Source organism: Marivirga arenosa, assembly GCF_030503895.2.
GTDB lineage: Bacteria > Bacteroidota > Bacteroidia > Cytophagales > Cyclobacteriaceae > Marivirga > Marivirga arenosa.
The window spans coordinates 1,316,040-1,330,022 of sequence record NZ_CP129970.2 but is presented as its reverse complement, the minus strand read 5'-3'; the positions used below and the strand labels follow the sequence as shown (position 1 = coordinate 1,330,022).

General features: G+C 32.1%; 11 protein-coding genes. All 11 read left to right on the top strand.

The annotated features are described in order from the left end of the window. The 11 genes from QYS48_RS05830 (at position 1) to QYS48_RS05780 (ending at position 13,490) form a co-directional block, all read left to right on the top strand. Complete coding sequence (locus QYS48_RS05830; RefSeq protein ID WP_302103129.1) at positions 1-906, top strand: NAD(P)-dependent oxidoreductase; 906 nt, start codon at positions 1-3, stop codon at positions 904-906. Then, positions 903-1,406: a dTDP-4-dehydrorhamnose 3,5-epimerase family protein gene (locus QYS48_RS05825; RefSeq protein WP_308357909.1), complete on the top strand. Its 504-nt coding sequence runs from the start codon at positions 903-905 to the stop codon at positions 1,404-1,406. The genes QYS48_RS05830 and QYS48_RS05825 overlap by 4 nt, the downstream gene beginning before the upstream one ends. Further along, a complete protein-coding gene (locus QYS48_RS05820) occupies positions 1,396-2,319 on the top strand; it encodes a glycosyltransferase family 2 protein (protein ID WP_308357908.1) in 924 nt (307 codons plus the stop codon). The genes QYS48_RS05825 and QYS48_RS05820 overlap by 11 nt, the downstream gene beginning before the upstream one ends. Beyond that, positions 2,316-3,608: a glycosyltransferase gene (locus QYS48_RS05815; RefSeq protein ID WP_308357907.1), complete on the top strand. Its 1,293-nt coding sequence runs from the start codon at positions 2,316-2,318 to the stop codon at positions 3,606-3,608. Before QYS48_RS05820 ends, QYS48_RS05815 begins: the two co-directional genes overlap by 4 nt. Positions 3,609-3,682: 74 nt before the next feature. Continuing rightward, positions 3,683-4,672, top strand: coding sequence for a non-hydrolyzing UDP-N-acetylglucosamine 2-epimerase (wecB, locus tag QYS48_RS05810; protein ID WP_308358426.1), 990 nt, complete (start codon positions 3,683-3,685; stop codon positions 4,670-4,672). Next, complete coding sequence (locus QYS48_RS05805; RefSeq protein ID WP_308357906.1) at positions 4,673-5,629, top strand: sulfotransferase domain-containing protein; 957 nt, start codon at positions 4,673-4,675, stop codon at positions 5,627-5,629. Between the two features lie 7 nt (positions 5,630-5,636). After that, positions 5,637-6,440, top strand: a complete 804-nt coding sequence (locus QYS48_RS05800) for a glycosyltransferase family 2 protein (protein ID WP_308357905.1) — start codon at positions 5,637-5,639, stop codon at positions 6,438-6,440. Continuing rightward, on the top strand, positions 6,440-7,846 hold the full coding sequence (locus QYS48_RS05795; protein WP_308357904.1) for an MBOAT family O-acyltransferase: 1,407 nt from the start codon (positions 6,440-6,442) through the stop codon (positions 7,844-7,846). Before QYS48_RS05800 ends, QYS48_RS05795 begins: the two co-directional genes overlap by 1 nt. Further along, on the top strand, positions 7,843-8,751 hold the full coding sequence (locus tag QYS48_RS05790; RefSeq protein ID WP_308357903.1) for a hypothetical protein: 909 nt from the start codon (positions 7,843-7,845) through the stop codon (positions 8,749-8,751). The genes QYS48_RS05795 and QYS48_RS05790 overlap by 4 nt, the downstream gene beginning before the upstream one ends. Beyond that, entirely contained in the window at positions 8,748-9,932 is a 1,185-nt protein-coding gene (locus QYS48_RS05785; RefSeq protein ID WP_308357902.1) for a hypothetical protein, read from the top strand. Before QYS48_RS05790 ends, QYS48_RS05785 begins: the two co-directional genes overlap by 4 nt. Then, positions 9,933-13,490 (top strand): PKD domain-containing protein, encoded by a 3,558-nt coding sequence (locus QYS48_RS05780; protein WP_308357901.1) that lies wholly within the window; start codon positions 9,933-9,935, stop codon positions 13,488-13,490. It abuts the gene before it with no gap. Positions 13,491-13,983: the final 493 nt, after the last annotated feature.

The following is a 13,983-nucleotide window of genomic DNA, read 5'->3' as shown; positions in this document are numbered from 1 at the left end:
TTGAGAAAAGTAGCCATCATAGGTTCAACCTCCTTTTTAGCAAAAAAATTAATTGAAAAGCTTGCTAAAGAAGATTTAGTAATTGAGTTCTGGAACAGAAACCCATCAAAGAATGAATTCTTATTTAACTATCCTAATTCTATACCAGATGTTAAAGTGCTTGCTAGTTTTGATGCTATTTTATATTTAGCAGGTGAAGGAGTTCAATCTAATCAAAAGCCTAGCTTTGAGAACCTTTATGGTATCAACACAATAACGCCAATTAATTTAATCGCACAACTACGTGATTTAAATTTTAAAGGTGCTTTTATCTCATTTGGTTCTTATTTTGAATTAGGTAAAACTACAGCCTCAACTGCAGCAAATGAAGAGGATATTATCTATTCTAGCAATCCTGCATTTAACGAATATTGCAAAAGCAAGCATTTATTGAGCCATTTTATTCAGAAGCAATTGGATGAAGAATTATCATTTTCCCTATTACACTTCATTATTCCTAATATGTATGGAAAGGGGGAGAATGAGAATCGTTTGCTTCCTTACGTAGTAAAAAATATTAGACAACAATCACCTTTATACCTTAGCCACGGAGCTCAGGTTAGGCAGTTTTTGCATGTGTCTGATTTAACAAATTTTCTTTGTTGGAGATTAAGAGAAAGTAAATTTGAAAGCGGCATCTATAATTTAGGTTCAAAACAAATCATGAGTGTTGCAACTTTGGTAGAAAGAACAGTGGGTGTGGCAAAAAAATTAGGTTTTGAGCTTCCTAAAATAGAATTTGGGAAGGCCGAAAGGCTTGATGCACAAGCGAGCTATTTGGTCCTAGATGACCAAAAGGCTAAAATGGAATTGGGATGGAAGGCTGAAAAAGATATGGATGAGAGTATAAAAGAATACTTTGAATGAACAAGATTGAAAAAATTGATTTACCTTATTTTATAGATGATAGAGGAGTCTTTCGAAAATTCTTTAATGGAGAACATCCTGCTTTAAAAGATTTCCATATTAAACAAATTAATCAAGTTAATACTATTGAAAAGGGGGTCTTGAGAGGTTTACATTATCAAACTGGAGAGTTCGCAGAATCTAAATTGTTTAAAGTAATAAAAGGGCGGATTCAATTAGCTACTTTTTGTATTGATAAAGATTTAAAAACTTTTTTAGAAAGCAGTAGCTTTGAACTTTCAGAAACTGATTCTTCTATTCTTATTCCTAGAGGATATGCCACTGGCTATTTAGTATTAGAAAAAAATACTGAAGTGTTATATTGTTCAGATAATATTTATGAGCCAACAGCCGAGAAAGGGATTTTATGGGATGATCATAATTTAAAAATTAAATGGTTAATAAATAATCCTATTCTATCGGAAAAGGATAAAAGCTGGGAAAAATTCTATGTTAATTAACATACTTATTCCGACTTACAACCGAGAACCAGATTTAACAGCAAATTTGCTTTATCTGATAAGTGAAATAGAAAGATATACATTACAATCTAAAGTTTCCATAATTGTTTCTGATAACTGTTCACAGGATCAAACCCAAGATTCAGTGCAGAAAATAATTGCTAATCACTCACAGATTAAAATTGATTATTTTAGGCAGTCTGAAAATATAGGCTTAGAGAAAAATGCAGTTTTTGTATTTCAAAAAGCCTTTGCTAGTCATGTGATGTTTATAGGTGATGATGACTTGATTGATAAAGGATACCTGGAGTTTAGTTGTAATAAAATTGAAGAAAATAGTGAATTAGGATGTATCATTCCTGGAGTAAAGTGGAAAGGGTTCAAGGGCTACAAATTGGGGCGAATTGAAGAATATGATTATAAGCACTTATCTAATGTTTTTGATTCTCTATTCGAAGTTTCTCATTATTCTTCTCAAATGTCAGGCTTGTTAATAAATGCTAAAGGTACATTAGAGCACTATTTAAAAAACTCTGAATTAAGAAACATATATTTATTTATATCATTTACTTCTTTTAACTTAATTAAAAGGGAATCAATATTTGCTCCTAAATATAAAACTTTAATAGAACAGGATAATTCAAAAGACTGGAGTTACAATGAAATTGGGCTTTTAGATGAAGTTTTTAAAGCTTATTTTTCTATTGAAGAATTTATACCGAGCAAACAATTAGAACAGTTGTTATTACAGTTTATAAGAATGCAATCTTTTAGGTTATCAATCAAAAAAGGAAGACCTATTACATTAATTAGACAATATTTTAAAATAATAAAATTGTTCAACTTCAGTCTAAGTTTTAAGATTGGTTTAAATAAACTTTTAATAAAAGAATACATTTTAAAAACACTTTGAAAATTGCACTAATAGCTCATGACTTTCCACCTTACAATGTAGGTGGAAGCCAGCGACCATATTATATGGCAAAAAGTTTAGTTGAAGCTGGGATAGATGTTGTTGTATTTACATTAAATACAAACTCATATCCCAACAATAAGTTGAATTTTCATATTGATGAATCAAGTCTTAAGATTGTAAGGACTAAAATTCAACCTGAGAAAACCTCTATATTTAGTAAAGGGCATTATCTTAAACTTACAGATGATGTGGCATCAAGGTGGATTCCTCACTTAATAACAGCCATAAATTATCAGCATCAAGAATCCTCATTTGACTATTTGATAATAACATGCCCGCCATTTTCATTATCCGCTAGGGCTCAAAAATTATCTGAGAAAACTGGGATTCCTTATATTTTGGATTTTAGAGATGCATGGAGTCAATGGGTTATGACGCCATATCCTTCCTATTTACATTACAGAAGAGTTCTTCAAATTGAAAAAAAAGCAATTGATAAGGCCGTTTTTGTAACCTCAACCAGTCTTCAGCAAGTTAATGATTTTGCTAAAATCCACGGTCACTATTTAAGAGGAAAATTTATTTATAGTCCCAACGGTTTTGAGGAATATCAAGAAAATACAAAAGCTAACTCTAACAATAATTGTATCAGAATAGCTTATACAGGTTCATTTTATTTTAATCCCTACAGTCAGTCCTTGCAAAGCAAAAAATGGTATCAAAAAAAGTGGTATCAATGGCTACAATATTTACCTCGAATAGAAGATTGGTCTTATCGTTCACCTTTATATTTTTTTAAAACGCTCAGGAGAGTTCTTAAAAAGAATCAATATCTTTCTTCAAGAGTCCAAGTAGTTTTTGCTGGGCAAAAACCTGACTGGTTTGATGAAATGGTGAAAAATTATTGCTTGCAGGAGGTTGTTCAACATATCGGATTTATAAATAAAGTCGAGGTTCAAGATCTGATTAATCAAGCAGATTATTTACTGATAACTTCTAGCAAAATACCAGATGGAAAAGAATATTCGGTTGCAGGAAAGACGTTTGAATATATCGCTAATCAAAAAACCATTTTAGCATTTGTAAATGAAGGTGAGCAAAAAGATGTTCTTAGAAAAACTGGATTGGCATATATGTTTAATCCAGATAATATAGAAGAAAATGTACTAAAAATGGAATCGCTTTTAAAAAGTAAAACCAAATTAGATTCCAATAAAGAGGGTTGTAATCAGTTTAAAACGCCTAATAATTATGCTAATCTCATTTTTAAATTAAAGAATTTATGATTTTTCACATTGTGGGGACTAGACCCAATTTTATGAAGCTCGCACCTCTCCATTCTGAATTATGAAATAGGAAAATTGAGCAAAAGATTATTCATACGGGACAACATTATGATGATAAAATGTATGAAGTATTTTTTAAGCAACTAGAAATTCCAACACCTGATTACAATCTCGGAGTAGGTTCATCATCTCATGCTCATCAAACAGCTGAAATGATGATAAGAATTGAAGAGGTCTTCATTAGAGAAAGACCCGATATGATAATTGTTTACGGGGATGTAAATTCGACCTTAGCTGGTGCTTTAGTTGCTAGTAAAATGGGGATCAAAATAGCACATATTGAAGCTGGGTTAAGATCGTTTGACCGAACAATGCCAGAGGAAATAAATAGAATTGTTACTGATAGTATAAGCGATTATTGTTTTACTCCATCTGAAGATGCAAACCAGCACTTGAAAAATGAGGGAATTGAAAGTGATAAGATATTTTTAGTGCGAAACATCATGATTGATACCATGGTAAAATTTATGACCCAAATAGAACAGTGTAACAGAGTAGTCGACATAGAGAATTATGTGCTTTGTACACTACATCGACCATCGAATGTTGAAGATAAGGAAGCATTAATTAAATTGATAGACACCTTTGAAGGGCTAAGTGAAATTGTAGAAATAATATTTCCACTGCATCCAAGAACACGAAAAAGATTGGCACAAATTGACATAGATATAAAGAGATTTGACAAAATTCATTTTATTGAGCCATTAGGTTACTTCGAGTTTATAAAACTTCAAAAGGAAGCAAAAATTGTTATTACAGATTCTGGAGGTATACAAGAAGAATCTACATTTTTAGGAGTGCCTTGTTTGACTTTGCGGGAAAATACAGAAAGACCAATTACCATTTCAGAAGGGACTAACCAATTAATAGGGCATGACTATGAAACGTTGAAGTCTTCAGTTATTCGAATTTTAAAAAATGAAAATTCTAATAGAAAAGTACCGAATAATTGGGATGGACAAACTGCTAAAAGAATTGTGAACTATCTATTGGATTTGTTATAAATGAGCATACTCAATAGAATTTTTTACAAGATTCGGAAATCTATTAATGATAGTTTTCTTCCCAAAATAAATCTTAACAAAAATGTTGAAGATACATTAATTATTTCTGGTGATCCACGAGGTGGAACAACATGGCTATCTGAAATTATAATGGAAATACCGAACACCGCACTAGTTTGGGAACCTCTCAGTATTCCATTAATTGACAAGCTTAACAAACATAATTTCTCGCATCGGCAATTTATAGCAGAGAGTGATAACTGGTACGAGGTAAAAAATTATTTCTGTGATATTTTTAAGGGGAATATATATAATCATCATCTTTTTCAGAACCAATCTTACTTCAATCTAATAAATGTAAAAAGAACTCATGTTAAATTTTGTAGAGCAAATCAATTATTACCTTGGCTTACAAATCAGTTTCAATTCAGATATGCTCCAATTTACATTATTCGCCATCCTTGTGCTGTAATAGCAAGTCAACTTAAACAGGGGGGCTGGAATGGTGTTAAAAGCAGTTTTCATATCCCTGAGGATAAACCATATCCTGAATTTTACACCAAACATGAAGATTTTCTTAAAGGACTAAATTCAAAAGCTCAAGTTTTAGCAGCCACTTGGTGTCTGTGTAATCAAATTCCTTTGTCGCATCCCGATAATAATAAAAGATGGATTACAGTAACTTATGAATCTTTGGTTACTGACGGAATATATCAACTTAAACGGATTGAGGATAGATGGGGTATAACTCTCCCTGACTCAGCCTATGATAAATTAAACAAAGCAAGTGCTACTACTATAAAGGGAAGTCCAATTATGGATGGCAAAGGCTCACAATTAAGTCATTGGAAATATAATCTATCTGATAGAGATATTGAAGAAATAATGATGGTTCTTGATTACTTTGGCATTGAACTTTATAATCAATCTCCTTTACCAACAATCGTATTTACATAATCTATTCTTGAGCAGTTTTATTTCGATAATTACTCCATTCTATCAATCTGAACAATATTTAGGTGCAGCAGTAGCATCTGTATTAAATCAATCCTATGAAAATTGGGAATTGCTTTTGATTAATGATGGTAGTACAGATTCTTCAAAGGAAATTGCATTGTCTTACAAAGATTCTCGAATAAGGTATTTTGAGCAAGAGAATAAAGGTGTGAGTGCTGCACGAAATCTAGGGCTTAAAAATATGAAGGGCGATTACTTTTGCTTTTTAGATGCAGACGATGCTTTAACCAAGGATAGTTTATATCATAGACTTAAAGTTTTTGAGGAAAATCCTGAGGTAGCTTTTGTGGATGGAAGGGTCTTCAAGATGAATCAGCATTTAGAAAAAATTGAAGAGGATTGGCTACCTTCTTTTCGTGGCAACCCGTTTATCGATTTAATTCATTTGACGGGTAAATCATTCTTAGGTCTTACTTGGATGATTAAAAGCAAGCTATTGGAAGATCATTCACTTAAAAAAGGACTTACTCATGGGGAAGACTTACTTTTTTATATGCAATTAGCGAAAAAAGGGGGGATTTATGCGTATACGGAAAGGACGATCTTATATTATAGAAATAATTCTAATTCTGCAATGAAAAACCTACAAGGTCTTGAGTCAGGATATCGATACATTGAAAATCAAATAAAAAATTGGGACGAAACTAGTAGTCGCGATCTCAATATTTACAGATTCAAATACAAAAAGGCTATGTTTTTAGCCTACTTAAGAAATCTAGAAATAATTAATGCTGTTAAGGCTGTTTTTTAATGCTGTTTAATTCAGTTGAGTATTTTCTTTTTTTCTTCATTGTAATTATATCTTATTATATATTACCATCTAGATTTAGATGGATTATTCTCCTAATTGCAAGTTATATTTTCTATCTGGCATGGAATACTAACCTTATTGTATTAATATTAATATCTACGCTAACAGATTATATTGCTGGAATAAAAATTGAAAAGGGGAACCATAAAAAGTTGTTTCTTTCTCTTTCTATTCTTGTGAATTTAGGATTATTATGGACATTTAAATATTTAGATTTTTCAATCTTAAACATAAATTACCTTTTAAAGCCTTTAATAGGTTATCAAATTCCGCTTGTTGAATTGATACTGCCGATGGGAATTTCATTCTACACATTCCAAACGTTAGCTTACACGATTGATGTCTATAATGGTAAAATTAAGGCTGAAAAGCATTTAGGGTATTTTGCGCTTTACGTAACCTTTTTTCCGCAATTGGTAGCAGGTCCAATTGAAAGAGCGGGCCACCTATTACATCAATTAAAGCAGAATTTTAAACTTAACTCGGATAATTTAAAGGTTGGTTCTACTATCATTATTTGGGGGTTATTCAAGAAAGTTGTGATAGCAGACAGATTAGCATTATTTGTTGACCCCGTTTTTAATAATCCATCAGAACATAATAGTTTGGTTTTAATTATTGCCATTATCTTTTTTGCTTTTCAAATCTATTGCGATTTTTCTGCCTATTCAGACATAGCCATAGGTTCAGCAAAAATTTTGGGCATTAACTTAATGAAAAACTTTAATAGTCCTTATTTCTCTCTCTCACTTACTGAGTTTTGGAAGCGCTGGCATATTTCTTTGTCAACTTGGTTTCGCGACTATGTATACATTCCTTTAGGAGGAAATAGAACTTTAAAATGGAGAACGTATTACAATCTCCTTTTAACGTTTCTGATCAGTGGATTTTGGCATGGAGCGAACTGGACTTTTATACTTTGGGGAGCTATCCATGGTATGGCGGTGGTTATGGAAAGAATTTTTTCTAAATACGAGCGTCTTAAATTACCTAATCTTTTAAAATGGTGTATTTCATTTTCAATTGTATTGATTTCTTGGGTATTCTTTAGAGCTAATTCAGTGAGTGATGTATGGATAATCTTCAATAACATTAATGATTTAAATTTTTCTAATAGTTATGAATCAATCAGTGCTGTAGGTATTAACAAGTTTGATTTTATACTCTCTCCTCTAGTAATCTTCTTATTGTTACTAGTAGAATTTTTTAGTTCTAAAAGAAGTGAGGAGTATGTCTTCCAATCTCTTAATTACTTCAAAAAAGCACTTGTTTTAATTTTAGTGTTCTTTTGTATTCTTATTTTCGGTATTGAAGACTCTAATCAGTTTATATACTTCCAATTTTGAAACGGGTTTTACTCCCAATACTACTAGTTCTAGGGCTGAATTTTCTTCTTAATGAGTGGTTTAAGCATATTAATAAAGAAGCAGTTATTTGGGAGTTGGATGCTAGTTTCTTTGGTAATGTCAAGAATAAAGAGGTTCAGTATCTGATTTTAGGAAATTCGCATTCATTTGGAATTGAAACTTATGAAAATGATAGCTTAATTCATTTTGCTTCCTACGGTGAAAATTGGGCTAAATCTTATTATAAATTGAAATATCTAATAGAACATGGCTATTCAATTAATCATTTACTATTGAACTATGATATCACCGATACAAAGCAAATTGGGCTTGACAATAAAAATTTGAATTACTGGGATAAATACGTCAATTTTTTTGAATTAGGAAATGTAACTAATAATTTCAGTCAATATTTTGGGTTTTGGCTAAGGGCGAATTTCATGAATTATGCGGGTCGCTATTTTGAATTTTATGAATATTATACTTTAAGTCAAAATCAAAATGAGAAAAGTCAAGAAGCCACTTTTACTCCGCCTGATTTTATTCAAAGACATAACATTGAAGAAAACTGCTTTGGTGAAATAATAGTAGAGGATGCAAAGTTTTATCTAGAGAAAATCGTAGAAATTTGTACCGAAAACAACATCCAGTTAGTACTGGTCAAGTATCCTATAACTAAATATCATTATTATAAACATAGCACTTGCTTTGAACCAACACATTATTATCATAAACTAAACAGTGTGGTACTGGCTTACGAAAATGTCCTGATTTTCGATTACCAAAAAATATATTTCGAAAATTACACAAAATTTAGAGATGGTCATCATTTAAGTGGTGCTGCAAGAGATGAGTTTTCAAGTCTAATTAGGGAAGAATTAGAAAGAACTAAATTTTTACAATGACTATATTCGTTTTTTCCTATTACAGTTTTAAAGATCCTGTTTTCCAATCTGCTGTACTACCCTATATAAAAGCTGTTCAAGACAAAAATTTGAAGTATGTTTTACTTACTTGGGAGCAAAAGCAGCACATTCTTTCAAAAAAAGAGATAAAAAATATAACGGTTGAATTAGAAACCTACAATATTTTTTGGAAAAGAACGAAATGGCATTCTGGTTCTTTCAAAATTGTTAAAAAGCTATTTGATTTTGTTGTAGGTCTTTTTTATAGCTTTATTTTAATAAAAAAATATAATGCTAATAAGATATTTTCAGAAGGGTTTCCAGGAGCAATAATTGGTCACTATTTAAGCAAATTATCAGGTAAAGCTCACATCATTCATACTTTTGAACCGCACGCAGATTATATGCTAGATTCTGGTGTATGGAAACAAAATAGTTGGGAGTATTTATTTTTAAAAAAGTTAGAGACACCAATAGCTAAGCATGCCCAACATATTATTACTGCTACAAATAGTTTTAAAAAAATACTACTTCAGAAAGGAGTCAGATCGAATGTTCATGTGATTCCTTCTTGTATAAATATGGATTTTTACTTTTTTGATGCGAAAGCAAGAAATCGAATCAGATCAGAGCTGAAAATTGAATTAGATCAGATTGTTATTGTTTATTTAGGTAAAATTGGAGGCATGTATATGGAAGATGATCTTTTTTCGTTTTTTCAAAATTGTTTGAGTCTTGATTCAAAAAGATTTAAGTTCTTTTTATTTACTGATTATCCTGAAAAGTCAATAAATCAAATGCTTAAGAAATTCAATATTACAAAGGAAGCGGTTTATTTTAGTTATTTAAGGAAAGAAGAGGTAAGTAAGTATTTATCTGCTGCGGATATTGGTTTCTGCGGTATTAGAGCTATTCCAAGTAGAAGGTACTCTTCACCCATCAAGAATGGAGAGTATTGGGCTTGTGGTTTGCCGACACTTATACCAAAAGGGATATCAGATGATTATGTAACAATTGAAAATGAAAAAATTGGTAGAACGTTTTCTAAGATAGAGGAGATTTCAAGAGAAGATATTGAATATTTACTTGATATTTCAAGAAACAAAGTAAGAGAAATAGCATTAAGAAAAAGAGACATTAATAGTTATATCAATAATTGGAAGACTATTTTTTTTAGTTGAATGCGATACAGTTTAATTTTATTATTTATTGGATTAGCGATAAAACTTAGCGCACAGGTTACAGCTGAGTTTAATGTGCCTATTGATCCTTGCAAAGGAGAAAAATTTGATTTAACGAATAATTCAATAAATGCTTCAAGATTTGAATGGGACTTTTGTATAGATGAGTTCTCAAATACTCCTTCAGAGAATTATATTATTGATATTAATGGAGCAAATAATGTTAGAGGTAATGATTTGTATTATGATTCTTTAAATAGAAATTTTTATTTTTTTAACACTAATGATAATGGTAATTTATATAGAACTAATTTGGGTAAGAACTTAGATGGCCCTTATGTTACAAATCAACTTTCAATATTAAGCGGGAGTTTACAAACACCTCAAACAATTAAAATAATTCGTGATAAATCTAATAATAATTATTACGGATATATTGGTAGTAGAACTAATGGATTTGGAATTTCTCGGATTAATTTTGGTAATGATATAGAAAATAACAATGTTAATATAGAAAACTTAGGAACGTTTGGAGAGGGGAATGTTCAAATTCGTGATTTAAAAGTTTATGAAGAGAATAATGAATACTTTTTGTTAGGGTTAAATTTGAATGCTCGAAGATTCTTTTTAATTAAGTATGGAGAGTCACTTGCAAACATACCTTATGATACTGTGACTAGCAATATGATTCCTAATATAAACAATGCAAACGGTTTTGAATTAGTAAAAAAAGATGATGAAATAATTGGATTTGTTGTAGGTTTAACAAGCCAAAATATCGTAAGAATTAATTTTGGGAGTTCAATTGAAACAGGTTTTGTCTTTGAGGAAGAATATACTAATGCTGACTTCCCTTCTGAATTAAATAGGCTATCCAGGATAGAAATACAGGAATATTTTGGCAATTACTATGCTATAGTTAACCAATTTGATTCAGGTAATCCAACTTTGACTTTAGATTTAAAAAATTTAAGTCTTGATTCTACAGTAGTTGATTTAGGTTATTCAAACAGTTTTTTTCCTGTAGTTAGTGGAGGTTATTTTTACGGGCGTTATCAGTATTTTGGAGTAAACAATGAGAAACTGTATTCATTAATTTATGATTCTGAATGTGGAGAGATAAAAAAAATATCTTCAGAATTTGAGCCAATAAACAGTTACACTTTATCGGGGACTTATTCTATCGCCTTAACTGCTTTCGACTCCAATGGTAATTCTTCTTCCATCACCAAAGAAATAACAGTCACCAACAACCAAGCCCCTAATATCACCTACACCACTGGTGATAACTTATGTATTTCAAACCCGATTCAATTTACCAGCCAAAGTACAGCCAATATCAGTAGTTATAACTGGGATTTTGGAGATGGAAATACCAGTACAGCTGAGAATCCTGCATACAATTACAGTACTCCAGGGGATTATGAAGTGCGTTTAAATGTAACCGATGCAAACGGTTGTAATAACCTTTTTGTCGATACGGTGAGTGTTTATGCTGAACCCGTAGCTGACTTTCAGGCAACAGCTCAAGGAAGTATTTGCTCTCAAAAACCTATTGTATTTGAAAACCTTACTTCTCTGCCAACAACCGCTACTTTTGAATGGGATTTAGGAGATGGAACTACTTCAACGGAAGAGAATCCCGTTCATGAATATGCAGCAGCTGGAGATTATACCATTACTCAAATTATTAATATGGCAGGATGTGTTGTGGAAAGAACCAAAACCATTACGGTCAATCCTGGGCCATTAGTTTCTTTTGAAACCAATAATAATTGTTTAGGTGAACTCATTCAATTCGCAAATACTTCAGAAGGGGAGTTTTTGGATAATTACACTTGGGATTTGGGGGATGGAACTCAAACTACTCAGGCAAATCCAAGTCATCAATATGATACAGCGGGAGTGTATCAAGTGCAACTAACCGCATTTACGACCAATGGCTGCGACTTTACCATTACGCAAGAAGTGGAGATCTCACCTTTAGCCAATGTGGCTTTTGAAGCTGATGTGGCATGTGCCAATCAGGCTACTCAATTTACGCAATTGGTCACAGTCGATCAATCAAATATTACAGATTACTTATGGGATTTTGGTGTGGCTGGCGTTCAAACTGATATTTCCTCAGAAGCTGATCCCGAATTTATTTTTCCAGAAGCAGGAACCTATGAAGTAGGCTTGCAAGTGACGACTTCCGATGGCTGTACCTCCTTTTCATCACAAAGCATTACAGTAAACGAAGTACCTAATGCTGAATTTGATGCCGAGAATAACTGTATAGGTCAATTGAGAAAATTCACTCCACAAGATACTATCAATAGTATTTCTCATTTTTGGGAATTAAGAGACAATGTGGGTAGTATAGTTCAGACTAGTCAGGAGACTGTATTTGAATACCAATTTGATGTTGAAGGAACTTACGAACTGACTTATAGACAAGAAAATGAGAATTTATGCAGCTCAACTAATAGTCAGATTATTGAGATTTATGAAGAACCTCTCCCTGATTTCAGCTGGGATAAAGCCTGTGTTGGAACTGCCATTCAAATCGAAAATCTGAGTGATTTAAAAGGCAATTCATTAAAAAGTTATAATTGGAGTATTGATGGAGAAATTAGATCCAATGCTTTAAATCCAGAGTTTATTTTTGAAGATACTGGCTCTTATGAAATTAATTTGATCTTGGAAACGCAATCCGGTTGTTCTCAAAATATTAGCAAAATCATTGATATTAAACCTTCGCCAGAGTCCTTCTTCCAGCTTAATCAAAAGGTAGGAGCTTATCCATTTGATATCGCTACTACTGCCGATAATGCTGATATCATTTCATCAGTTCTCTGGACATTAGATGGGGATAGTATTTCTAGCGATCAAGAATTAACCTATACTATTAATGAAGTGGGTACTTATTTGCTAGGCCTAAGATTAGTCAATGCTGAAGGCTGTGTGGATGAGTATTTTGAGCAGATAAAGGTTAGAGAACCAAGCCTTGATGTGGCCCTGAATAATTTAACTGTGAATGAAGATGATGAGTTTACCTCTTTTATTTTTAATATCAGAAATAGGGGGTCACTGGTTCCAGAAAGAATTGATCTTAGAATAGATTTAGGTTCCTATGAAGTAACAGAAACAGTTAATGCCCCGATCTATCCAGAAGACAATAGAAATTATTCTTTAAGCCTAAAATTAACGGAGGAACAACGTAAAGGCTTGAAGAAGATCTGCATAGAAGCTAGCGCCAAATCTTCTATTATTGATGAGGACAATCTTGTAAACAATAAAGTTTGCACGAATCTGGAAAGTGGTTTTCAGGTATTGGAAATCTATCCTAATCCAGCTATTAGTCAAATTACTATTCCAATTATCACCCCAGAAAGTGATGTTTTAAGTTTTAGATTAGAAGACAGTAATGGTAAAAATATTAATAACTTCAATTATTCTCTAGAAGCGGGTTATAATGAAATCTCTTTCCAAAGAGATAACATTAGTTCTGGCGTTTACTTCTTGAGATTCCGTTTCCAAGGCGAAGAAGTCATCAAGAAGTTGATTTTCCAATAATTCCCCACTATTCCCTCCCTTTTAAAATTTCTCTCGCAAAGACGCTAAGGCGCAAAATTCCATTTGGCACACCCCTATAATCCCCTCAAGGGGATAGCTTCTCGAAAAAACTTCAATTATGAATTTAAGTATAAATCAAAAATTGCAATTAGTGGTCTATAGTTTCATTATTTGAAAAGTATTCTCATGGCAGGCTTCTCCCTTGAGGGCGATAAGGGGGTGTTAGTTTTAATAACCCTTCTAATTTTCAAATAAAATCTTAGCCACAAGTACTTTCACCCTTTTGTTTTTCTAATAAATAGCTGTAGCACAAGCTTTACACCCCTATAATCCTCTCGAGGGGATATCACCTCGGAATTTCTTTCAGATTCAATTGGTATTTTTACCACATTGATTTAACTATCGAGATTTCTAATTATAAGTCTCAAATAAATCCTAAGAACAACTTTCCCCATTATGGACCTAACATGGCTTAACTTTATTATCGGTTAAA